General features: G+C 68.1%; 21 protein-coding genes. 8 read left to right on the forward strand and 13 right to left on the reverse strand.

Annotation, left to right across the window (positions count from 1 at the left end):
* Positions 1-116: 116 nt before the first annotated feature.
* Positions 117-1,670: a molybdopterin-dependent oxidoreductase gene (locus tag OK17_RS12825; RefSeq protein ID WP_461417675.1), complete on the reverse strand. Its 1,554-nt coding sequence runs from the start codon at positions 1,668-1,670 to the stop codon at positions 117-119.
* Positions 1,671-1,848: 178 nt separating this feature from the next.
* Between OK17_RS12825 and OK17_RS12830 the strand changes: the two genes are divergently transcribed.
* The gene (locus tag OK17_RS12830; protein WP_006868690.1) at positions 1,849-3,321 is read left to right on the forward strand and encodes an FAD-binding protein; all 1,473 of its coding nucleotides are present in this window, start codon (positions 1,849-1,851) and stop codon (positions 3,319-3,321) included.
* Positions 3,322-3,461: 140 nt separating this feature from the next.
* Here the strand turns inward: OK17_RS12830 and OK17_RS12835 are convergent, their stop codons facing one another.
* The 7 genes from OK17_RS12835 to nadB form a co-directional block, all read right to left on the reverse strand.
* A complete protein-coding gene (locus tag OK17_RS12835; RefSeq protein ID WP_461417670.1) occupies positions 3,462-5,750 on the reverse strand; it encodes a heavy metal translocating P-type ATPase in 2,289 nt (762 codons plus the stop codon).
* Positions 5,750-5,944, reverse strand: coding sequence for a hypothetical protein (locus OK17_RS12840; protein ID WP_232716959.1), 195 nt, complete (start codon positions 5,942-5,944; stop codon positions 5,750-5,752). The genes OK17_RS12835 and OK17_RS12840 overlap by 1 nt, the downstream gene beginning before the upstream one ends.
* Position 5,945: 1 nt before the next feature.
* Positions 5,946-6,152: a heavy-metal-associated domain-containing protein gene (locus OK17_RS12845; RefSeq protein ID WP_154884023.1), complete on the reverse strand. Its 207-nt coding sequence runs from the start codon at positions 6,150-6,152 to the stop codon at positions 5,946-5,948.
* 48 nt (positions 6,153-6,200) lie between these two features.
* A complete protein-coding gene (locus OK17_RS12850) occupies positions 6,201-6,494 on the reverse strand; it encodes a metal-sensitive transcriptional regulator (RefSeq protein WP_005196646.1) in 294 nt (97 codons plus the stop codon).
* Between the two features lie 173 nt (positions 6,495-6,667).
* A complete protein-coding gene (locus tag OK17_RS12855) occupies positions 6,668-7,597 on the reverse strand; it encodes a hypothetical protein (RefSeq protein WP_232716958.1) in 930 nt (309 codons plus the stop codon).
* Between the two features lie 163 nt (positions 7,598-7,760).
* Positions 7,761-8,774 (reverse strand): alpha/beta fold hydrolase, encoded by a 1,014-nt coding sequence (locus tag OK17_RS12860; protein ID WP_232716957.1) that lies wholly within the window; start codon positions 8,772-8,774, stop codon positions 7,761-7,763.
* A gap of 73 nt (positions 8,775-8,847) precedes the next feature.
* Positions 8,848-10,494, reverse strand: a complete 1,647-nt coding sequence (nadB, locus tag OK17_RS12865) for an L-aspartate oxidase (RefSeq protein WP_232716956.1) — start codon at positions 10,492-10,494, stop codon at positions 8,848-8,850.
* Positions 10,495-10,626: 132 nt separating this feature from the next.
* Here nadB and OK17_RS12870 point away from each other — a divergent pair, with 132 nt between their 5' ends.
* Positions 10,627-12,162 (forward strand): FAD-dependent oxidoreductase, encoded by a 1,536-nt coding sequence (locus tag OK17_RS12870; protein ID WP_461417671.1) that lies wholly within the window; start codon positions 10,627-10,629, stop codon positions 12,160-12,162.
* Between the two features lie 11 nt (positions 12,163-12,173).
* Here the strand turns inward: OK17_RS12870 and OK17_RS12875 are convergent, their stop codons facing one another.
* Positions 12,174-13,070 carry an SDR family NAD(P)-dependent oxidoreductase gene (locus OK17_RS12875; protein WP_461417672.1) on the reverse strand — a complete coding sequence of 299 codons (897 nt, stop codon included), beginning with the start codon at positions 13,068-13,070 and terminating at the stop codon, positions 12,174-12,176.
* 122 nt (positions 13,071-13,192) lie between these two features.
* On the opposite strand from OK17_RS12875, the gene OK17_RS12880 reads away from it, so the two are divergent.
* The 3 genes from OK17_RS12880 to OK17_RS12890 are packed head-to-tail and all read left to right on the forward strand — an operon-like array spanning position 13,193 to position 15,882.
* The gene (locus OK17_RS12880; protein WP_461417676.1) at positions 13,193-14,788 is read left to right on the forward strand and encodes a phytoene desaturase family protein; all 1,596 of its coding nucleotides are present in this window, start codon (positions 13,193-13,195) and stop codon (positions 14,786-14,788) included.
* A gap of 13 nt (positions 14,789-14,801) precedes the next feature.
* Entirely contained in the window at positions 14,802-15,236 is a 435-nt protein-coding gene (locus tag OK17_RS12885) for an SRPBCC family protein (RefSeq protein WP_232716952.1), read from the forward strand.
* A gap of 40 nt (positions 15,237-15,276) precedes the next feature.
* Positions 15,277-15,882: a flavodoxin family protein gene (locus tag OK17_RS12890; protein ID WP_461417673.1), complete on the forward strand. Its 606-nt coding sequence runs from the start codon at positions 15,277-15,279 to the stop codon at positions 15,880-15,882.
* On the opposite strand, the gene OK17_RS12895 is transcribed toward OK17_RS12890, so the two are convergent.
* The 3 genes from OK17_RS12895 to OK17_RS12905 all read right to left on the reverse strand — a co-directional run bounded on the left by OK17_RS12895 (position 15,873) and on the right by OK17_RS12905 (position 18,726).
* Complete coding sequence (locus OK17_RS12895) at positions 15,873-17,345, reverse strand: aminotransferase class I/II-fold pyridoxal phosphate-dependent enzyme (RefSeq protein ID WP_461417677.1); 1,473 nt, start codon at positions 17,343-17,345, stop codon at positions 15,873-15,875. The genes OK17_RS12890 and OK17_RS12895 overlap by 10 nt on opposite strands.
* Before the next feature lie 50 nt (positions 17,346-17,395).
* Complete coding sequence (locus tag OK17_RS12900) at positions 17,396-18,445, reverse strand: hypothetical protein (RefSeq protein WP_461417678.1); 1,050 nt, start codon at positions 18,443-18,445, stop codon at positions 17,396-17,398.
* 74 nt (positions 18,446-18,519) lie between these two features.
* A complete protein-coding gene (locus OK17_RS12905) occupies positions 18,520-18,726 on the reverse strand; it encodes a hypothetical protein (protein ID WP_232716950.1) in 207 nt (68 codons plus the stop codon).
* A 140-nt stretch (positions 18,727-18,866) separates the two neighbouring features.
* Here OK17_RS12905 and OK17_RS12910 point away from each other — a divergent pair, with 140 nt between their 5' ends.
* Positions 18,867-19,112, forward strand: coding sequence for a DUF6480 family protein (locus OK17_RS12910; RefSeq protein ID WP_232716949.1), 246 nt, complete (start codon positions 18,867-18,869; stop codon positions 19,110-19,112).
* Between the two features lie 304 nt (positions 19,113-19,416).
* Here OK17_RS12910 and OK17_RS12915 read toward each other — a convergent pair whose 3' ends face one another.
* Positions 19,417-20,460 carry an NAD(P)-dependent alcohol dehydrogenase gene (locus tag OK17_RS12915; protein ID WP_232716948.1) on the reverse strand — a complete coding sequence of 348 codons (1,044 nt, stop codon included), beginning with the start codon at positions 20,458-20,460 and terminating at the stop codon, positions 19,417-19,419.
* A gap of 195 nt (positions 20,461-20,655) precedes the next feature.
* Here OK17_RS12915 and OK17_RS12920 point away from each other — a divergent pair, with 195 nt between their 5' ends.
* Both OK17_RS12920 and OK17_RS12925 read left to right on the forward strand, forming a co-directional pair.
* Positions 20,656-22,032: an ABC1 kinase family protein gene (locus OK17_RS12920; RefSeq protein WP_232716947.1), complete on the forward strand. Its 1,377-nt coding sequence runs from the start codon at positions 20,656-20,658 to the stop codon at positions 22,030-22,032.
* A 104-nt stretch (positions 22,033-22,136) separates the two neighbouring features.
* Positions 22,137-23,498: a PorA family protein gene (locus OK17_RS12925; RefSeq protein ID WP_461417674.1), complete on the forward strand. Its 1,362-nt coding sequence runs from the start codon at positions 22,137-22,139 to the stop codon at positions 23,496-23,498.
* Positions 23,499-23,690: the final 192 nt, after the last annotated feature.

The following is a 23,690-nucleotide window of genomic DNA, read 5'->3' on the forward strand; positions in this document are numbered from 1 at the left end:
AACACGAGGTCTCAGCGCAATCTCAGCGGAGTCGGATACCTCACTCCACCCTTGACAAGTCGATTCATCATGATCTTTCGGGATACTCGCCGGTAGCTCGAATCCGTTGGAACAGATCAGGTAACGGTGTATCTACGCTCGTCGAGCCCGGTCGCGCCGTCGGGTGCAGGAGACTGGTACCGCTCGACCTGCGGGCGCCCCTGTTTGTCGATCGCACGGCATGTGACCGTGTGGTCGCCTTTGTCCGCTTGCCACGTGAACTTCCACTGTCGCCAGGTGTCGTCGCTGTACTGGGTCGAGAGCTCCGCGGGCTGCCACGGCCCGTCGTCGATCCGGACCTCGACGCGCTCGACACCTATGTGCTGCGCCCATGCGGTTCCGGCGATGACGACCTCACCCGCGGGGTGCGAGGTACCCCGGGCCGGACGATCGATCCGTGAGGCCAGTTTGATGGGTCCGAGCGCCGACCATCCGCGGTCGGTCCAGTACGCCCGGGCCTCGGAGAACCTGGTGATCCCCCAGTCGACGACCCACTTGGTCGCCGACACGTACCCGTACAGACCGGGGACCACCTGCCGGACCGGGTATCCGTGTTCGATCGGTAACGGCCCACCGTTCATGCCGACCGCCAGCAGTGCATCGCGGCCGTCGGTGATGTCCGAAATCGGTGTGCCGCAGGTCCATCCGTCGACACTGGTGGACAACAGCATGTCGGCCCCGGGGCGTACGCCGGCAAGGTCGAGGACTTCTTGCATCGGCACGCCGAGCCACCGGGCGTTGCCGATCAGGTCTCCCCCGACGTCGTTGGACACGCACGCCAGCGTCACGAACCGTTCGGTCATGGGCATCGCCAGCAGGTCATCCCAGGTGAGGGTCACCTCCCTGTCGACCTCTCCGTGTATTCGCAGTCGCCATTCGACGGTGGTGAGCGTCGGGACCTGGAGCGCGGTGTCGATCCGGTAGAAGTCGTCGTTCCCGGTGATGAAAGGCGTTGCGCCGGAAAGGTTCAGCTCGGTTCCGGGCGGGATCGGCGGGGCCGGGTCGACGGGTTTCGGCAGCAGGATCCGCGCGCGGTCGGCCAACGTGCTCGCGGTGTCGGCGAGCATACGACGGCCGATGACGCCGATCGCGACGGCGGCCACCGCCACACCGCCTGCAGCGAGGACGAATCGCCGTGAAAGAGGCTGACGGTCAACATCTTCCGCGTCCCCGTCGACGAACCGCGGCGGCTCGTCGGCGAGCTGGGCCAGCAGCAGCCTCAGTACGACGACGCCCACGACTCCGGCGAGGATCGAAGGCAGCGCATAGGTCCACGACGCACCCGGCCGGTTCACCGCCGCCAGCACGCCGACTGCTGCGAAGACCGCGATGATCGCGGACCCGAGCGGTGGACGGCGCCGCTCGAGGTACCCGCAGGCGCCGGCGATCGCGGCGATGATGAAGCCCATCCCGACGAAGAGGGCGACCTTGTCGGCGATGCCGAAGGTCTGAATGGCCCATTCGCGGACCGCCTGGGGCGAGTGGTCGACCACCGACGAGCCGACCGCGAAGTACGGCGACGCGTCCGGCGACACCGGGACCGCGGCGATCTCCCCCGCGGCCAGCCCGGCACCCACCGCGACGAGTCCCGCCACCCAGGGAGCGGCGTCGTGTGCGCGGGGGTCCGACAAGATGGTCACACTTCTTGATACCGGAGTTCGCGCACATGGCGGCGGGTCCGCACCGGACGCCGACTGTTCATCCGACGATCGATCGGCTGACCTGCTGTTTCGGTCACGATCCGGCGACCTCCCGCTGAATGGTCACCAAGACTAGAACAGGTTCTAGTTTGTCCGCTAATCTGGCCGCATGGCTACCAGTACCGAGATCCCGGAGACCGTCGCCCTCGAATCGGTGACCGAATTCTCCGACGAGGTCGACGTCGTCGTGATCGGATTCGGCATCGCGGGCGGATGCGCCGCCGCGGAGGCCGCAGCGAACGGCGCGCGCGTCCTGCTCATCGAACGCGCCGCCGCGGCCGGCGGCACCACCTCCCTGTCGGGAGGCTTCTTCTATCTCGGTGGCGGCACCGCCGTCCAGAAGGCGACCGGCCAGGACGACTCGCCCGAGGAGATGGAGAAGTACCTGACCGCGGTGTCCATCGACCCCGAGGTCGACAAGATCCACGCGTACTGCGTCGACAGCGTGGACCACTTCAACTGGCTCGAGGGGCTGGGCTTCACCTTCGAGCGCAGCTTCTACCCGGAGAAGGCCGTCATCCAGCCCGGCACCGAAGGCCTGATGTTCACCGGCAACGAGAAGGTGTGGCCGTTCAAGGACCAGGCCGTCCCTGCTCCGCGCGGCCACAAGGTGCCGGTTCCCGGTGAGACCGGTGGCGCCTCCCTGGTGATCGACCTGCTCGTCAAGCGTCTCGGCGAACTCGGCGTCGAGGTCCGTTATGAGACCGGCGCACGGCAACTCGTCGTCGACTCCGACGGAACCGTCGCCGGCGTGACCTGGAAGAAGCCCGGCGAGGAAGGCGTCATCCGCGCCACCTCGGTGATCATCGCCGCGGGCGGCTTCGTGATGAACCCCGAGATGGTCGCCGAGCACACGCCGCACCTCGCCGAGAAGCCGTTCGTCCTCGGCAACACCTACGACGACGGCCTCGGACTGCGCATGGGCCGATCGGTGGGCGCCGAACTCAAATACATGGACAAGGCGTTCATCACCGCGCCGATCTATCCGCCCGCCAGCATGGTCATGGGCGTCATCGTGAACAAGTTCGGCGAACGGTTCGTCACCGAGGACTCCTACCACGCCCGCACGTCGGGATTCATCATGGAGCAACCGGATTCGGCGGCGTTCCTCATCGTCGACGAGTCGCACATGAACCCCAAGCAGAACTACCTGATCCCGCTGATCGACGGCTGGGAGACGATCGAGGAGATGGAGCGCGATCTCGGCATCCCCGAGGGCAAGCTGCAGGCGACCATGGCCCGGTACAACGAGAACGCCGCGAAGAAGGAAGATCCCGACTTCCACAAGGCGGCCGAGTTCCTCGAACCTCAGGACAAGGGTCCGTGGGCTGCCTACGACCTCTCGCTCGGCAAGGCGATGTACGCCGGCTTCACGATGGGCGGCATGGCCACCTCGCTCGACGGCGAGGTGCTCGACGAGTCCGGGTCGGTCATCAAGGGCCTCTACGCCGCTGGCGCGAGTGCCACCAACATCGCCCAGGACTGCAAGGGTTACTGCAGCGGAACGCAATTGGGAGAGGGATCGTACTTCGGCCGACGCGCCGGTCGTCACGCCGCCGCGAAGGTGACCTCGCGCGCCTGAGCTGGTTTCGATACGGTTCTCGCCTAGCGGCTCGAACCTACTCAACCAGCAGGACGCATACCCGCTGGTTGAGTAGGGCCGAGGCGCCAGCCGAGGTCCGTATCGAAACCAGGCTGCCAACCGGTCTTTGTGGGCGGTTGTCAGCGGGCCGGGGAGAATCTGCGCAACCGCAGGCTGTTCCCCACGACGAACACCGAGGAGAGCGCCATCGCGGCCCCGGCGATCATCGGGTTGAGCATCCCGGCGGCCGCCAACGGGACCGCGGCGACGTTGTAACCGAAGGCCCAGAACAGGTTTCCCTTGATCGTGCCGAGGGTTCGACGCGCCAGCCGGATGGCGTCGGCCACCACGCGGAGGTCACCGCTCACGACCGTGAGGTCGCCGGCCGCCATCGCCACATCGGTGCCGGTGCCCATCGCGAGACCGAGGTCGGCCTGCGCCAGTGCGGCGGCGTCGTTGATGCCGTCGCCGACCATCGCGACCACGTGACCCTGCTCCTGGAGTTCGGCGATCACCTCGAGCTTGCGCTGCGGGCTGACCCCCGCGGTCACGTCATCGATCCCCACCTCTGCCGCAACAGCTTTCGCCGCACCTTCGTTGTCGCCGGTGAGCAGCTTCGGCGTGAGTCCCAGGCGCCGGAATTCGGCAATGGCCTCGGCCGACGATGCCTTGATGCGGTCGGCCACCGCGATCACGCCGGTCGGAACCGGTTCGGACGCATCGTCGTTCGCGTCGCCGACGAGGACGACGACCGCCGTCGCACCACCTGACTCGGCAGTCGACACCGCGTCCGCGAGATCGGCGGGCATCGGCACGGTCACCTTGCTGGGCGAGAGGACCCGAACTCGCCTGTCACCCACGGTGCCGGCAACACCGGCGCCCTCGGTGGACACGAAATCCCGCGCCTTCTCCGACACGTGCTCACGACCCGCTTCGACGACGGCGCGGCCGATCGGGTGCTCCGACCCCGCTTCCACCGCTGCCGCCCACGCGAGGACCTCTGACTCGTCCCGCCCCTCGGCGGCGGTCACCGTCGACACCGACATGTCGCCGGTGGTGACGGTGCCGGTCTTGTCCAGCACGATGGTGTCGACGCGTCGGGTCGACTCCAGCACCTCGGGCCCCTTCAGCAGGATGCCCAGCTGTGCGCCGCGGCCGGTGCCGACCATGAGCGCGGTCGGCGTGGCGAGCCCGAGCGCACACGGACAGGCAATGATGAGGACCGCGACCGCCGCGGTGAACGCGAAGGTCACGTCACCACCCGCGAAATCGTCCAACGACGCCGCCCCGAGCCAGAAGCCCAGCGTGGCAACCGAGATCGCGATCACCGCGGGGACGAACACCGAGGAGATGCGGTCGGCCAGGCGCTGCGCGTCGGCCTTGCCCTCCTGCGCGGCGGCGACCATCCGTGCCATCTGCGAGAGTGCGGTGTCGGAACCCACCGCGGTCGCCCGGACGACGAGCAGTCCGCTGGTGTTGACGGTGGCGCCGATGACCGCGTCGCCCGCGGTCACCTCGATCGGCACCGATTCCCCGGACACCATCGACGCATCGATCGCCGACGCGCCGTCGACCACGACGCCGTCGGTCGCGATCTTCTCGCCGGGACGCACCACGAATTCGTCACCGACCACCAACTGGCCGATGGGAATTCGGCTCTCGACACCGTCGCGTCGGACCACCACGTCCTTGGCCCCGAGGTCCATCAGGGCTCGCAGTGCGTCACCGGCGCGCCGTTTGGACCGTTTCTCGAAGTAGCGCCCCGCGAGCAGGAAGGTCGTCACGCCCGCGGCTGCTTCGAGATAGATGTGCGACGCCCCGTCGGTGCGTTGGGGAAGCAGGTCGAACCCGTGGGTGAGGCCTGGCGTCCCGGCGGTACCGAGGAAGAGCGCGTACAGCGACCAGCCGAACGCGGCGAGCGTGCCGACCGAGACCAGGGTGTCCATCGTGGTCGCGCCGTGACGCAGGTTGATCCATGCTGCGCGATGGAACGGGTAGGCACCCCACACAACGACCGGCGCGGCGAGCGTCAGGGACAGCCACTGCCAGTAGGTGAACTGCCAGGACGGGATCATCGCGAGCGCGATCACCGGCACCGACAGCACCACCGAGACGATCAGCCGTTGCCGCAGCGCGTCGAGTTCCGGGTCCGCCGTGGGCGCGGTGTCGGTCGTATCCGCCGCCGACCCGGCGGGCGGGTCCGGCAGGACCGGCGCGGCGTCGTAGCCGGCGGCGCGGACCACCTCGATGAGGTCGCCGGCGGCGAGACCGGTAGAGACCTCGACGTGGGCGCGTTCGGTCGCATAGTTCACCGAGGCGGTGACGCCGTCGAGTTTGTTCAGTTTCCGCTCGATGCGGTTCGCACACGACGCGCAGGTCATGCCGGAGATGTCGAGGTCGACCAGTTGCAGGCCGGGAGTCGCGGACATCAGTGGTCACCTCCGTGTGTCGTGTCGCCATGTGGGGTGGAGTCCGGGACAGTCGTCTCGACGACGCCGTGCGAGGGTGCGTCGTGGGACACCGGCTCGGGTTGCGGTCCCCATGCCCGGCCGACGCCGAAGGCGATCGCGAAGGCGGCGATCAGCGCGACGACGTAGACCAGGGGACCCTTGGGAATGCTCATGTCACACCAGTGAGTACCCGGCTTCGGCGACCGCTCCGGCGATCTCCTCGCGCGGGATCTCGCGGTCGGCGACGACGCGCACCGCTCCGTCCTCGAGGGTCACGTCGACGCTGGTCACACCGGCGATCTCCTCGATCTCCTCGCGGACGGAGGCGACACAGTGGCCGCAGGTCATCCCGGTGACGGTGTAGTTGCTGGTGGTGCTCATTTCTTCTCCTCTTCTCGCTGTCTTCGCGGTGTGGCTGGTCGGTCGGTGTCAGGACTTCACGAGTCGGGCGATCGCGGCCATGGCCTCGTCCACCTTCTCCTTGCCGGCGGCGTCGCTCTCCTGCGCGGCGTGCACGACGCAGTGGGCCATGTGCTCCTCGAGCAGACCCAGGCTGACCGCCTGCAACGCCTTGGTCATGGCGGACACCTGGGTGAGGATGTCGATGCAGTACGAGTCCTCTTCGACCATGCGCTGCAGCCCGCGTGCCTGGCCCTCGATGCGGCGGAGACGCTTGAGATAGTCGTCCTTGCGGCCGATGTAGCCGTGCTGGTGCTCGTCCATGTCGCTCCTGTTGTGACGGGTACCCCTCAGGGGTATGCCTCACCAGGTATACCAGCGTTCGCCTGCCAACGGTACCCCCCTACCGTATGAGGTCCGGGCCGGCCCGCACCGACTCAAGCGCAACACGAAACCCCGACGCGTGACGGGCGTCGGGGTTCAGGGGTCCGCGTGAGCTACGGCCGCAGGGCGGCGGCGAGGCGTGCCAGGGCTACGGCGACGTCATCGAGGGCCGCGCTGATCTCGGCGCGACGTGCGGCTTCCGCTTCGGAGATCTCCGATGCGTGGTCGGTCACCTGTGCACCCGGGACGCCGACGGGCGGGACGACGGCCCCCTCCGCCGGGGAGAGGTCCGGAAGCGCCGGCGCGGCGTGAGCCGGTGTCGCCGGGTTCGCCGGCTCCGGCGTCGGCGCCACCGGGCCGGGTCCAGCGGGATCGGGCACCGCCGTGTCGGGTGCTGCCGTTGTGGGCACCGCCGGGCCGGAGATGTCCTGGCCCGGCGCGTCGGACCGGTGGCGTCGACCGTGGTAGTCCTCGGAGACCGCTGGTTCGGCGTTGGTGGACCGACGGCCGCCGCGGTATCCCGACCCGGGAGTCGGTTCGGGCGTCACCCCGTGAGCGGGCTCGGAAGCAGGGTCACCGGCCGGCGGAGCGGGCGGTTGATGCGAGTCCGGCAACCGGTGCGACCCCATCCGCTGGGGATTCGGGGTCGGGGGCTGCGGACCCGTCCGGCCCGAACCGGGCGCAGGTCGTTGATGATTTCCTGCTCCGGCACCCGACATCACCGACGGGGCGTGCCCGTTCGAGTGTGCAAAGAAGTGAGGCCCGCCGTGGCCGACGAAGAAGACGCACCCGACCCCTTCCGGCGACGGGACGGGGCACGGGTTGCGTTCGATGAGCGACTGGGCGCGATCGTCGAAGTCGTTCCATTCCAGCCAGAGGCGACGATCGTGCCTCGGGTGGGTGCTTGCATCCGTCGCGTGATTCCCGCGATGGCCGATCGCGAGACGACATTGCAGCAACCAATCGGAGTCACCCGACAGTCCCAGCGCCGCCCGTTCGGTCGGCCGGCACACCACCGTCGACCAACAGCCTTCGCCGTTCATACGGACTCCCCTTCATACCTGCAGTGCTTCACGTCTACGCGCGCCATCCAGCCATGCCACGCCGGTCTTCGCAGTGGTTCTCGAGTGTTCGCCGATCTCGGCTCGCCCCCCGGCAAGCGCCACGGCGTCCCCGATGGCCGCGGTGCTGTGAAGATCCCGGGCGTCAGTCTACGAAGGAGGCCGGTCCGGTGTCACCCTGTTCGTCCCCGCGCGTCCCGGCGACAAACATCACGATCCGGCGATTCACCTCCTCCGGGCGATCGAGATGGAGGAAGTGCCCGGCGTCGGCGATGACCGCGGTGGCACTGCCGTCGGGCAACACGCCGCGCACGTGGTCGGTCAATCTCGACTGCATGCAGCCGTCGTCGGCGCCGTGCAGATACAGCGTGCGGCAACGGGGTTCGCGCAACCAGTCGCGGCTGAGGTCGGCGTAGCGGGCGTCGATCCGTGGCCGGAGCATCGCCCGGTAGTAGCCCAGGACGGCCGCGCGATGCTCGCGCGTCGGTAGCGCAGCGAGGGCCCGATCGACGTCAAGGTCGTAATTCGGCCGCGGCGTGCCGGGGCGTCGTAACCGCCAGCGGCGCCACAGCAGGGGGATCAGCCAGTCGAGACTCCGCTCGGGCAACCAGGGCAACTGGTTGAATCCGATGTACCAGCTCATGGTCGCCTGCCGCGCCAGAAGTCGAACCGCACCCGGGCCCTCGGCGACCGCGCTCCGGATCGCGGGAATCGGCGGAACCGACATCGCGACCACCGCCGAATACGGGTTGTCCGACCGATGGGACAGGGCGTTGACCGTCAGCGCACCCCAGTCGTGCCCGATGAGCACCGCGTCGGGTCCGGCGCCGACCGCCCGGTGGATCTCCCGGGCGTCGTAGGCGAGGGCTGCGACGTGAAAGTCCTTGTCGCGCGGGATGTCCGACGGTGCGTATCCGCGGGTGAACGGCGCGACGACGCGATAACCGGCGGCGACCAGTTCGGGGGCGAGCAGACGCCATGTCCACGCCGAATCCGGAAAACCGTGGAGACACACCGCGACCGGGCCGTCGACCGGACCCCACTCCAGCGCGTGGAGGGTGATGTGCCCGAGGTCGATGGTCTCGTGCCGTGGGGCGTCCGCGGCGTCGGAGTCGTCGTGGGCTTCGGCGTCGCGCGCGTCTGGTGAGCTCTGGGTCATCGGCGCCAATGTATCGCTGGAATCCGACGACCGCATCTACTTGTGCCCTCGGGTGCGCGGCGCGGGCGTCCTCTCAGACCGCGATGCCGGCGAATCCCGACTCGCGGATCTCCCCGTCGACGAGGCGAAAGGTGTGGGATTCCGCGACCTCGGCCGTCAGCGGGAAGTCTGTCCGGACGTGAGCGCCACGCGACTCGGTGCGAGCGGTGGCCGCCGCGATGACCGCCGACGCGGTCAGTGTGAGCGCGGCGTCCTCGACCTCGCGAACCGTCGCGGGAACCCGCCGCGGCGCCCTCGCGATCGTCTCGGCCGCGTGCGCCAGCCCGTCGGCGGATCGGCGAAGAGCCACCCGTCGCGACATCGTGTTCTGCAGCAGATCACGGTCGAGGATCGGCACCGGTCCGGGTGTCGCGACGGGACCGGTGCCGGCCGGCCGCAGGTCACGTCGTCCGACGGCGACCGCCGCGGCCCGTCGACCCATGACGAGCCCCTCGAGCAGGCTGTTCGATGCCAGTCGATTGGCCCCGTGCAGGCCGGTCCGCGCGACCTCACCGGCGGCCAGGAGTCCGTCGACGGCGGTACGCGCCTCGTCGTCGGTCACCACGCCACCGCAGAGGTAGTGGGCACCCGGTACGACGGGGATGCGGTTGCCGGCCGGGTCGAGACCGGCCGACCGGATTCCGGCGCTGACCGTCGGGAAACGCCGCTCGAAGTCGGGCACCCCGCTGATGTCGAGGTAGACGCAGGGGTGCCCGGTCAGCTCGATGGCGGTCTCCACGGCGTTCGCGACCACGTCGCGGGGCGCGAGGTCGCTCATTGGGTGCACGCCGTCGGTCACCGAGCGTCCGTGCACGTCGACGAGTCGACCGCCCTCCCCTCGCACGGCCTCGCTGATGAGCGTCCGACGTCCACGGGCACCCGGCGTGTAGAGCATCGTCGGGTGGAACTGGATGAATTCGAGGTCGGCGACGTGCGCACCTGCCCGCAACGCGAGCGCGATGCCGTCGCAGGTGGCACCGGACGGGTTGGTCGTCGCCGCGTAGAGATGACCCGCACCGCCGGTGGCGAGCAGGACCGTCGGTGCATCGACCACGCCCCACCGGTCGTCCTGCAGATAGGCCACCCCCGCGACCCGGCCGTCGTCGACCCGGACCTCCGTGACGATCGCGTCGTCGAGGAAACGGATGGACTGCCCGGCGCCGACTTCCCGCTGAGCGACGGCGTCGTTGAGCGCTCGCTGGATCGCGGCACCCGTCGCATCACCGCCGGCGTGGATGATCCGTCGCACCGAGTGGCCGCCTTCCCGCGTGCGAAGGAGCTGGCCGTCGGCGTCGCGATCGAAGTCGGCGCCCCACCCGATCAGCGCGGAGACCGATGACCACCCGTCGGCCAGGATCGGGCGCGTTGCCGCGGGGTCGGTGAGGCCACCGCCGGCGGCGAGCGTGTCGGCGAGGTGCAGATCGATCGAGTCGACGTCGTCCGGACCGGTCGAGCGCACATCGGGCATGACCACCGCGACGCCGCCCTGGGCGTAGAACGTCGAGGTCGGTTGCTCCCCGCGGTCGGGACGCCAGCTCGGGCCCTTGTTGACCACGACGACCGACAGTCCGCTCTCCGCTGCGCAGAGCGCGGCGGTCAGGCCCGCGATACCGGCCCCGACCACGACGAGATCGGCACGGTCGGCGATTCCCGCGCCCGGTCCGTATGTGGACGTACTCATGTCATCCGCCTTTCGCCGGTCGTACTCTGACAACCCCGGCGAGGTGTTTTCGATTCCCAGTCGAAAACCCTACCCCGCAGCTCCCGATGACGGAATGTTTGATCACACCTGTCCGCGGAAACCCCGACCAGCATGAAAACGCTCTGGTTCGACCCGGCGAACGACTCCGATCACGCCGGACTCCCCGACGTGCGCCCCGAGACCACCCCGTTCGGGACTGTCGACACCTATGACCAGATCGTCGTCGGCGGTGGCATCACCGGCCTGACCACGGGACTCCTGCTGGCCCGGGCCGGACAGAAGGTCGCCGTCCTCGAGGCTCGCCACATCGGCGCCGCCGCGACCGGCCACACCACCGGCAAGCTGTCGCTGCTGCAGGGCACGCGGTTGTCGTCGATCTCGAGTCGGCACGGGAAGTCCGCGGTGCAGGACTACGTCGACGCGAACCGCGAGGGCCAGGCCTGGCTCCGGCACTACCTCACCCACCGGGGCCTGCAGGTCGACGAGCGTGCGGCGCTGACGTTCGCGGCCACCGCTTCGGGCGCGAAGACCGTGGAGAAGGAGTTCGAGGCCTGCCGGGCGCATGACATCCCGGTCGAACACGTCGACGTCCCGGAACTGCCGTTCGACGTCAAGACGGCCATCCGCCTCGAGGGGCAGGCGCAGATCGACCCGATGGTGGTGCTCCGCGCCCTCGCCGACGACCTGCGTGGCCACGGCGGCCACCTGTACGAGGGCGTCCGCGTGCAGGGCCTGCGCCACGGCACACCCCACACCCTCACCACCGACGCCGGGGACGTCCGGGCCGAGTCGGTCGTGATCGCGACCGGCGTCCCGTTCCTCGACCGCGCCGGGTTCTTCGCGCGGGTGCATCCACAACGCTCATATGCGGCGGCCTTCACCGTCGACGAGGAGATCCCGCGCGAGATGTACCTCGGCGCCGACAATCCGTCGGTCTCGCTGCGGACCGCGACCCGACCGGGCTACGACGGCGAACTGCTGATGGTCGGCGGCTTCGGTCACGAGGTGGGGCGTACGAAATCCGAACGGCAGCATGCCCTCGACATGATCGCGTGGACCGAAAAGCATTTCCCCACCGCCCGCATGGTGGCGCGCTGGTCGGCGCAGGACTACACGACGATCGACGAATTGCCCTACGTCGGACCGCTTCTGCCCAACATGGACAGTGTGCAGGTCGCCACCGGATTCGCGAAGTGGGGACTCACCAACGGTGTCGCGGCGGCATTGTCGATGGCCGGGCGCATCCTCGGTTCGGAACCCCACTGGTCCAAGACCGTTCGGCCCTGGCGCTCCTCCGAGATCACCAAGCCCGGATCGCTCGCCTCGGCGGCATCGGCGAACGCACAGGTCGCGGCCTACATGGTGGGTGGTTACCTCGGTCTTCTCAAGCCGGCGAACTCCTCACCGGCCGAGGGCGACGGCAGTGTCGGACATTCCGGGCTCTCCCCGAAGGGGGTGTGCACCGTGGCGGGACAGACGCGGTCCGTCGCACCGCTGTGCACCCATCTGTACGGCGTGCTCCGGTGGAACGACGCGGAGCAGTCCTGGGACTGTCCGCTACATGGCTCGCGGTTCAGCCATTCGGGCGAGGTACTCGAAGGTCCCGCCACCCGAAAGCTGTTCTCGCAGGGCAAATCCGACGATTGAAGGGCAGCACGTCACGGTACGCCGAGAATCCGGCGGAACACCGGGCCGGTCACTGTCGCGACGGGGCGTTGCAGAGCGCCGGCCAGAAGCCGGACCCCGAGGTCGAGGGCCCGCGCATCGATCCCCACGAGGATTCGGTCGCGGTCGCCCAGCACTCCGGCGAGGATCGCGGTCGCCGCGGCGTCGGGGTGGGCACCGGGTAGCCGCCGGTCGAAACCCTTGGTGACGTACTCCCGCACCGCCGGGTTCATGTACCGGGCCCGCCGGGCGATGGCGGTGTGCACGACGCCCGGGCAGACGACGTGGATTCTCGCTCGGGATCCGCTGCCCCGCAACTGTTCCTGCAGGCTCTCCGAGAACCCGCGAGCGGCGAACTTCGATGCCGAGTACGCGGATTGCGCGGGCGACCCCATCAGCCCGAATGCGCTCGAGGTGTTCACGATTCGTCCGCCGACGGCCTCGACATACGGGAGAAACGCTCGCGTACCGTTCACCACGCCGCCGAAGTTGACGGCCATGATCCGCCGCGCGTAGTCGTCGTCCTCGTCGATGATCGACGCGACCATGGTGATACCGGCGTTGTTGAACACCAGCGCGGGTGCACCGTGCCGTCGCGCCACCTCGTCGGCGTAAGCGGCGACCGCTGCGGCGTCGGCGACATCCACCTCGGTGGCCTCCGGTGGCACCCCGTGGCGTGCCACCGACCTCGCGGTCTCGTCCAGGGCCTGCGCGTCCACGTCGCTGATCAGCACCGGAATCCCCGCTGCGGCCAGCCGGTTCGCCAGTGATCGGCCCATGCCCGAGCCGGCGCCGGTGATGACGGCGCTCCGCCCCGCACACAAGCGGCGGAGGCGTTCGTCGGTGACTCGCGGATGCCAGACGTGGCCCAGGTTCAGGGAGACCTTCACTGCCTCGGTCTACCCGCGCGGTCAGGTCCTACACCTTCGCCGCGTTTACCGCGCGGTCGGACGGGTACCCCTCCTCACCGTGGGCCGGCCGGCCCGCGCAGCAGTGAGGGGAGTTGGGACGAGTGTCGGACGCGATCGTGGTCGGCGCCGGGCACAACGGGCTCATCTCGGCCATCAGGCTGGCCGACGCCGGCTGGGACGTCACCGTTCTCGAAGCCGCCCCCGAGGCCGGCGGCGCCGTCAAGAGTGCCGAGCTGACCCCCGGTTACGTCACCGATCTGTTCAGCGCTTTCTATCCCCTTGCGGTCGCCTCCCCCGTGTTCGCCGACCTCGCGCTCGAAGAACACGGCCTGCAGTGGAGCCGGGCACCGCTGGCCTTCGGCCACCCGGCCGGACCCGAGGACGACGACGCCCCGGTCATCCATCCGGACGCTGCCGACACCGCAGCCCACCTCGCCACCTTCGACCGCCACGACGGTCAAGCCTGGCTCGACCTCGTCGATCACTGGGAGACGCTCCGACCCGCCATCCTCAACACCCTTTTCGGACCGTTTCCGCCGGTTCGTGCGGTCCTGTCCCTGTTGCGCTCCCTCGGCACCGCGGAGGCGCTGCGCCTGGCGCGATTCCTGATCTTGCCGGCCGACCGGATGGTGCGGGAACTGTTCCGCAGCGAGAAGGCCGGATTGCTCATCCTGGGTAACGCGTTGCATGCCGACATCCCCCTGAACGCCCCCGGGAGCGGGGTGATGGGATACCTGCTGACCATGCTGGGTCAGGACACCGGATACCCGGTTCCCGTCGGTGGGGCGAGCGCACTTTCGGCCGCACTCCGGCGCCGCGCGGAGAGCGCAGGTGCGCAGGTACATTGCGACACCCGGGTCACCGGGATCGACGTCCGGGGAGGTCGTGCGGTCGGCGTCGTCGACAGCGGTGGCCGGCGGTGGAAGGCCGATCGGGCCGTCCTCGCCGATGTGTCGGCGCCCGCACTCTACACAGAACTGCTCTCACCTGGCGACGTCCCGTCTCGAGTGCTCGACGACCTCGAGAGGTTCACCTGGGACACCCCGGTGGTGAAGGTCAACTATGCCATCGACGGCAAGATCGCCTGGCGCAGCGCCAATCTGGCCGGAGCGGGCACCGTGCATCTCGGGGCGGACGCGCGCAACATCGCCTACTCCACCGCCGACATCGAGACCGGCAACATCCCCGAACATCCTTTCCTGCTGTTCGGTCAGATGACCACGGCGGATGCCGGACGGTCGCCCGCCGGCACCGAAAGCGCTTGGTCCTACAGCCATCTCCCCCGCGGGGTCACCGACGACGAGGCGGCTCGCCTCCTCGCCGCTCGAATGGACGCGGTACTCGAGGAACACGCTCCGGGTGTCTCGGACATGGTTGTCGGCCGCCACGTGCAGACCCCGCACGATTTGCAGACCGCCGACGCGAACCTCGTTCACGGGACCGTCAACGGCGGCACGGCACAACTGTTCCAGCAGTTGGTCTTCCGCCCGACGCCTGGCGCCGGTGGCGCCACGACACCCGTGGATCGCCTCTATCTCGCGGGGTCGGCCGCGCATCCCGGGGGCGGAGTCCACGGTGCCTGCGGGAACAACGCCGCCCGCGCCGCCCTCGCCTCCGATGGCCTGCGAGGGTGGCCCCGAAGCACGTTGAGCCGCACCATCACCAGACACCTCACCAAGTCTCGAAACCACGAGTGAACGGAAAACATTCATGAACCGGGTCGAACGCCACACATCTGCGACACCTGCACAGGTCTGGTCGGTGCTGTCCAACGGCTGGCTCTACGCCTCCTGGGTGGTCGGCGCGTCACGCATCCGCGACGTCGACGCCAACTGGCCTCAGGCCGGATCGAAGATTCACCACTCGGTGGGCGTCTGGCCGGCGCTGCTCAACGACGAGACGACCTCGTGCGAATCGAAGGCCGGTCTGCTCGAGCTCTCCGCCGCGGGCTGGCCGTTCGGTCGCGCCCGCATCCGGATGACGATCGAGAAGGACGGCAACGGCTCCATCATCGGCATGGAAGAGTTCGTCGAGACCGCACCGCTGAAGTGGATCCCGCCGGTCGTGCAGCAGACGGCCATGTCTCCGCGACTGAACGAGTGCCTCACCCGCCTCGCGATGCTCGCCGAACGCCAGCCGAGCTGAGGCTGGGATTCATCGGCGCCGCACCGGGTAAACGCCCGACATGACCACAGCTCTCGCCATCACCTGCACCCTCAAAGCCTCGCCGGCGTCGTCGAGCAGCGACCTCATCGCCCGGCACATCCTCGACGCGCTGGCCGAGCAAGGCGTCGAGGGTGACGTCGTCCGCGCCGTCGACCACGACATCAAACCCGGCGTCGAACGGGACATGGGAGACGGTGACGAATGGCCGGCGATCCTCGAGCGCATCCAGGCCGCCGACATCCTCGTGATCACCACCCCGACCTGGCTCGGCCACATGTCGAGCGTCGCCCAACGAGTCCTCGAACGACTCGACGCCGAGGTGTCCGAGACCGACGACCGCGGTCGGCCGTCGATGCTGGGCAAGGTCGCGATGTGCGGTGTCGTCGGCAACGAGGACGGCGCCCACAAGATCATCGCGGACATGTTCGGTGCGCTCAACGACATCGGGTTCACCATCGCCGGGCAGGGCAGCACCTACTGGAACGACGAGGCCATGGGCGGCCGCGACTACAAGGACCTCGACGAGGTCCCCGGGCCGGTCGACAAGACGACCCACGCCGCCGCCCGCAATGCAGCCCATCTCGCCCGGGTGTTGTCGGAGAATGCCTTCCCCGCTTACGAGTGAGTGCGACGCACCACCTTGATCGTGTCCAGTGCGTCGTCCGCGGCGTCGGGCAGATTCATCCCCGCGTTCTTGCCGGTCCTCAGGTACTCGACCACCGACTCGTTCAGCACCTCACCGGGAACCACCACCGGAATACCGGGTGGGTAGGGCGTGATCTGTTCGGCGGCAACACGTCCCGGAGCATCATCGAGTGACACCGGCTCGGTGTCCCCGAAGAACGCATCCCGCGGGAGCATCCGGTTCTCCAACTGCAGCTCGACCGGCGACGGCTGATGAATCGTCCGGGGACTCTCGAAAGAGTCTGCGGCAGAGGAGAGATCTCTCAGCGCACTCAGCAACCGATCCGCGGTGTCCTCGTCGTCGGCGTGGGAGATGGTCGCGAGGATGCGACGGTGGTCGCTCATTCCGACGTCGACGCAGTGATGCTCTCGGAGCCAGTCCGCGCACTGATAACCGCTGGCCCCGAGACCTTGGACATCGGTGAGGACCTGCATCTCGTCGAGATCATGGCTGGCCTCCTCGTGGATCAGTTCGTCATGCATCACGGTCAGGCCATCGATCTCGTCGACGCTCCGACGGATATGGCGAGCCAGTTCGAGTCCACCGCCGAGGATTTCGCGACCGGATTCGACCATGTACCGGCGCCAACCGTCGAGCGCGGCGTAGATCGGGACACTCGGACTCGTGGTCATGAGCAGGTCTGCGCACTGGGACAGGCGGGAGCGGTCGATCAGGTCTCCTTGCACGTGGAAGACCGACCCCTGCTCGAATCCCGCGCCCATCTTGTGGACGCTGACGACACACACGTCGGCTCCGGCGTCCATCGCCCATGTGGGCAGCTCGTCGTGGAACGGCAGGTGCGCACCCCACGCCTCGTCGACGATCAAAGGCTTGCCGTACTCGTGGCAGACGTCGGCGATTGCCCGGATGTCTGCGCAGGTGCCGTACGGCGTCGGACTCACGATGAGGAGGCCGGCCGCCTGCGGGTCCGTCTCCCACGCCTTGCGAACCTCCTCGGGGGACGGCGGATGCGTCAGGTGGAGCTCCTCGTCCCAGCGTGGCCGCACCCACCGTGGGCGCAGACCCGAGAAGATCAGCCCGGCGACGATCGACTTGTGCGCGTCGCGGGTGATGAGCAGCTCGCCGCCTTCGCCGCCGGCCACCGCCATCATCGCTGCCTTCACCGACAACGAACTGCCGCAGGTCGAGAAGAAGGCTAGTTCGGCTCCGACGGCATCCGCCATCAACTCCTCGGCGTCGGGCAGGTAGGCGCTGGACATCCGCCTGTCATCGAGACCGGGCGACGCGAGGAGATCCGATTCGAAGGCGGCCGCGCCGATGGTGGTCCGCGTCCGAGCGTCGACGCCTCTGCCCTGACGATGGCCGGGAGGCGTGTAACCGTACCGGTTGTCGCGACGGTACTTGTCAAGCGCCTCCAGGAGAGGTGCTCGAGATTGATCCAGAGACGTCATGTCGGGCTCCGATCAGTTGTGCCACTGAAACAGTCTCGGTTTCAGCTCGATTCGCTCATCTCGTTCCTTCGTGACGACTCCGCCGCGCGGCGTCGCAGGCGTTCCCGATAGCCGTACGTCGCCCGGAGCACGTCGTCGTGGCTGTCGGCGCTGGACCCCAACGCACCGGCGAAGATCCCCATCGAGGTCGCCAGCCAGGCCAGGTTGAAGTAGTTGTGCAGTCCCGCTTCGAATCCGAGTTGCGACGACAGGAAGGTCTCGTCGATCACGGTCATCGCGGCGACGAGGACCGCGAGGAACAAACCGACGTAGAGGACCACCGCGCTGAAGACGACGGTGCAGACCGTGGCCGTGTTGTAGAGGCGGGCGCGGGGCCGGTAGGTGTCGGTGGTCTTCTCCCACAGGCGGTTGTTGACGATCAGCCAGAGTGCCGCCAGGACCATCGACAGAACCGAGATGGCAGCCAGACGCCACGGGCTCAGTGCGTTGGCCATCGACCAGATGGTGGAGAAGAAGACGCCGAACGACGCCGCCGCGGCAGCTGCCGCCGTCATGCCGGTGAGCGTCGGGATCAGACGCCACGGCCGGTTGCCGCGAACCATCCCCGCGGTCAACAGCGCCCGCGCGGAGAGTCCCTGGGCCACCACGTATTCCGTGTCACCATCCCGCTCGACGAGTAGGCCGCGAGACAGCTCGAACGGCTCGGTGGAGGAGTCCTTGAGCGAGGACACGACCGTCGCGATCAGTTTGCCCAGACGTCGGCGGGGCGAGGGACCGAGCGCGGGCAGGGAGATCACCGCGGCGCCGCGTTCCCGGTCGAGTTCCGCCAGGACAACGCTGTCCCGGGAACGGCCTTCACCGCCACGCCCACTGAACAGGCGGGGCATCTCCGTCACGAACACCACGACCTCGTCCGGGATGCGGTCGGATCCCCAGACGGTCTCCAGATCACCACGTGGGGTCATCTGGAGGGTTGTGTCACGGGTGATGGTGACTCCGCAGTAGTCCATGCCGAACCGCTCGGCGATGCCGCGAATCCGATCTTCCCCGTAGGTGATCAGGTTCTCGGGCAACCCGTGTTCGGCCACCATGCGCAGACTCGAGATACTCCTGCCCTCCTGGCGCTCGACGGTTGTGGAATCCACCGACGGTTCGGTGGCAGGAATCAGTCCGGCGGCTCGGGGTCCCCGGCGGCAGGGGACTCGAGGTCGTCCTCGTCGTCGGATGCAGAGGCCGGTTCGGCCGACGACGCCTTCTCGTCGGGTTCGTCCACATGCTCTGCTTCGAGTTCGTCGACCTTGCGGCGGGCGTCATCGGGGGTCTGGTCCGGTGTGCCGGTCTCGGCCGGCTCCATCGGCAACTCTTCGGACATGTAGGGCTTTCACCACCAATCCGTTTCGGGTATCCGTCAGATGTCCGGTTTCCCGGTATGGACGGCTTCCAAACTCCGCCGGACGGCCCCGCGATCAGGACCGAGGTGTGGGCCCCGGACGCCCCGGGTATGCGACCGTCATGACAGATGAACCACGCGGATCCATGGACCCGGCACCGGAAGAGACACCCGACCTCGAGGCCGGTGGCGGCGTCACCCCCGGCGACACCCCTCCCGACACACCTCAGACATCAGGCCTTTCGCACGAACAACCCGATCGGACCAAACGCTTCCCGGCCAGCGGGGTCGGCGCATTTCTGGGCGTCGGGCTGTTGGTCATCGCGATGATCGCGATCATCGTCGGCCTCATCGTGATGGTGTTCTGAGATCCAATCCGTTCCTCGACGGTCCGGAAGGATCGTCGAGGTTCTCGTGTGCTGAATCCCGTTGCGACAGGGCGTGATCAGCGCGGCGGTCGCCCCGTCGTGGGTGATGGGCAGTTCGTCGTGTCGCGGTGCATCGGTGCGTTGTTCGACCGGCGCGAGTTCCGTTGTGGTCATGCGCGGCCGCCTCCTCGAGGTTGGTGCGGGATGTTCGGTGTACGGATTCCCAGCAAGGAGTACATCAAACATCCGGCCCGGCCGCCGGATGGGCGGGCCGGGCCGACATGTGTCGTCGGACAGGGTGTGATCAGAGCGTGGCGGTGTCGATCACGAAGCGGTAGCGCACGTCCGAGGCGACCACTCGGTCGTAGGCTTCGTTGATCTTGTCCGCGGAGATCACCTCGATCTCGGCACCGATACCGTGTTCGGCGCAGAAGTCGAGCATCTCCTGGGTCTGTGCGATCCCACCGATCATCGAACCGGAGAAGTTGCGGCGCTTACCGATCAGCGCTCCGGCCGGGACCTCGATCGGATGTTCGGGCAGACCGAGTTCGACGAGCGTGCCGTCGAGCGCGAGCATGCCGAGGTACTTCCCGATGTCGAGGTTGGCCGAGACGGTGTTGAGGATGAGGTCGAACCGCCCCCGCAACTCGCGGAAGGTCTGCGGGTCACTCGTCGCGTAGTAGTGGTCGGCGCCCAGGCGCAGCCCGTCCTCCATCTTCTTCAACGACTGCGACAGGACCGTCACCTCCGCGCCCAGTGCGTGCGCGATCTTGACGCCGACGTGCCCCAGGCCGCCGAGCCCGATGATGGCCACCTTCTTACCGGGTCCCGCTTCCCAGTGCCGCAGAGGCGAATACAGGGTGATGCCCGCACACAGCAGCGGCGCCGCCACGTCGAGCGCGATGCCCTCCGGGATACGACAGACATAGTTCTCGTCGACGACGATGGACGTGCTGTACCCGCCGTGGGTGCGCTGCCCGTCGCGCCCGACCGCGTTGTACGTTCCGGTGTTGCCCCGCTCGCAGTACTGCTCCTCGCCGAGGCGGCACGGCTCGCACTCTCGGCAGGAGTCCACGAAGCAGCCGACTCCCACGCGGTCGCCCACGGCGTAGCGGGTGACGCCCTCTCCGACGGCGGAGACCGTACCGGCGATCTCGTGACCCGGTACCACCGGGAATGTGGTGCCGTTCCACTCGTTTCGCGCGGTGTGGATGTCGGAGTGGCAGATGCCGGCGTAGGCGATGGCGATCGCGACGTCGTTCGGGCCGAGGTCGCGGCGCTCGATGGTGGTCGGTTCGAGCGGGCGATCTGCTGCCGTGGCTGTGTACGCGTTGACCGTCGTGGGCATACGGAAATCTCCTAGGGGTGGATGTTCGGTGTCGACATCGTTCGCGGTCGAGGGACCGATGCGCGAGAGCGCATGGGTCGGCACCGCACAAGTCTGCCGTCGTCCGTGCATCTCCGCCACAACGGCACGTCGGGAGGTCGACGCAGCCCGCCGAGTCGCTGGATCGGACATCGATGATCGTTACAATGGCCGACGGTGACTATCAACAGCTCGGTCGACGACGGCCGGCGCACGCAGTTGCATCCGGTGTCGCCCATCGCCGAGGTCACGCGATTCGGGACGACCACTGCACACGCGGCTGCGGGCCTCGGTCGGTTCGTCCTCCACACGGCAGGCGACGCGCTACGCGGCCGCCCACCCAGTACTGCGCGCGCCGCTCATGAGCTGCGCTCCACCTTCGAACATCTCGGCCCCACCTACGTGAAGCTCGGGCAGCTCATCGCGTCCAGCCCGGGCGTCTTCTCCGACGCCCTCTCCTCGGAGTTCGAGAAGCTGCTCGACCGCGTGAAGCCGGCCGATCCCGACGCCATGCGCGCACAGTTCGTCGCCGAACTCGGCCGACCCCCCGAAGAGGTGTTCGCACAGTTCGACCCGGTGCCGATCGCCTCGGCGTCGATCGCGCAGGTCCACACGGCGGTCCTGCACAGCGGCGAAGAGGTGGTCGTGAAGATCCAGCGGCCCGGGATCGCCGACCGCCTGGCACCCGACGTCGCGATCCTCGAGCGGATCGCCGGTCTCGTCGAGATCTCCGAGTACGGGCGGATGCTCAGTGCGCGGCACGTCGTCGAGGACTTCGCGGCCGGGCTGGACGCCGAACTCGATTTCCGGATCGAAGCCGACACCATGCGCGAATGGTTCGAGTGCCTGCAGCCGGGTCCCTTCGGCGACCGCGTCCGCGTCCCGCGGGTCCACGACGAGTTCACGACGCAGCGCGTGCTGACGATGGAGCGCATCCATGCGGTCCGGATCGACGACGCCGCGGCGGTTCGGGCGGCCGGGCACGACGGCGTCGCGCTGTGTCGCAATCTGCTGCTGTCGCTGCTCGACTCGGCATTCCACGGCGGCCTCTTCCACGGCGACCTCCACGCCGGCAACGTCCTCGTCGACGACGCCGGGAAGATCGTGCTGCTCGACTTCGGCATCGTCGGACGGTTCACGCCCCGGACCCGTCGCATCCTTCGTCAGCTCGTCGTCGACCTGGTGGTTCGCGCAGACTACGAATCCGCAGGTCGCGCCATCTTCCTACTCGGCGCCGTGCACAAGCCCGGGTCGACGGCCAAGGGCGCCGAGGACATCAAGAAGGTGACGACCCCGCTGTCGACGACCGACCTGGGCTCGATGTCATACACCGACCTGGGCCGACAACTCGCCGCCGTGGCCAAGGCCCACGACGCCCGCCTCCCCCGCGAACTGGTCCTCGTCGGCAAACAATTGTTGTATGTAGAGAAGTACATGAAGCTCCTGGCCCCGAGGTGGAAAGCCATGTCGGACAAGGAGATCTACGGGTACATGGCCGGCATCCTGAAGGAAGCCGAACGCGATCGGCGTGCCGATCGGACCCGCACGAACTGATGCACGATCGCGAATCCCGGCATGTCGGGCCTACTGACGCGTACGGAACGCGAGACGCCCGCTAGGGTGATACCGATTACGCTGCTGATTCACAGGAGTCACACATGAGACGTTTCGTGCCGGCACTGCTGGCCTTCTTTGGTGCCGCGTTCCTCGCGGTCGCCATTGCCATCCCGCTGTACCTGGTGCCGACGCTGAAGGTGGTGCCCCTCGACCTCGACATCACCTCGGATGCGACGACCGTCGCCGCCGACGGGTCCACCGGTGACCGCTTCCCGGCGGTGATCTTCGACCGGTGCTCGGTGTCGGAGGATCGTGCCCGCACGTTCGAGGCGCATCTGACGCAGCAGCGCCGATCGGTCATCGTCGAGCCATCGGACAGCCGCCAGGCGACTCTGCAGTCCGCGCAGACCGTCCTGATCGACCGCATCCGCGACGCCGACGGTCAGGAGACCGAGCCCACCGTCGCCGCTGCCGGCGAGACCCGCACCTGTAAGGACGGCCTGCTCACCGCGACCATCGACCACGTGTCGGTGAACCGCAAGACCTCGGTCCCCAACGGTGCCGTGAGTTCGCTGCAGCTCGAGGCCGTGCCGCCGGGCGGCAACGTGAACGACGTCTCGGTCGCCCTCGACAACCGCAAGGGCTTCCAGTACAAGTTCGGCTTCGACGTCAAGCAGCGCGACTACCTGTACTACGACCTCAACACCCGCCAGGACTGCAACGCGAAGTTCCAGGAAGAGGTCGAGATCAAGGGCATCAAGACCCTTCACTTCGCCTGCGACGTCCCGGAGAAGGACCTGTCGAGCCTGCCGAACGCACAGGGCGAGGCCGCCCTCGGCACCATGCTGACGATGCCGGCCAAGTGGTGGGGCATCAGCGGTCAGGGCGTCCGCCCGAACGATCCGATCACGATGCACCGCCACGCTTCGGCCGTGCGCCACGTCTACGTCGAGCCGATCACCGGCACCATCGTCGACGGCCGCGAGGATCAGCACCAGTACTTCAAGTCGCCCGACCAGAGCGAGTCCAACCCCGCGGTCGTGCGTGACTTCCGCATGGATGCCCTCAAGGGCACCTTCAAGTGGACCGACGGGATCGTCACCAAGCAGGCAGACACCGCCAGCGGTTACGTCACGCAGCTGAACCTCCTGGGCTTCTGGCTGCCGATCGTGCTCGGCGTGCTCGGCGTGATCATGCTGGCCCTGGCGGTCTTCATGTTCCTCCGCGGACGTCGCGACGACGACGCCGCCGTGGCCACCGCAGGCCCGGCTGCCACCGCGCCCGCCGCTGATGAGCGTCGGACGTCCATGATCAAGCGGGACGCACCGGCGGCCGGTACCGCATCGTCGGCCGGCAACCCGTGGGAGCGTCCGACCGAGCAGATCCCGAAGGTCGACGGCGGCGAACCGCCGGCCGACGACTCGTCGACCCGCTCCTTCCGCAAGCAGCCGCCGCCCGAGTAGGGACCAGCTGCTGTAAGCGACCACCACCGCGGGCGCATCCGGACTCACCGGATGCGCCCGCGGTGTTTTCGTCTGGGTCCCAGATGTCGCGGAAGGTGTCGATGGGCGACACGATCCGCGTACTTGCTCCCTGTGGTGCGAGGAGCGATAGCGACGCACCACCACCGCTCCCTGAGGTGCGAGGAGCGACAG

The organism is Gordonia sp. GN26, from assembly GCF_054823965.1.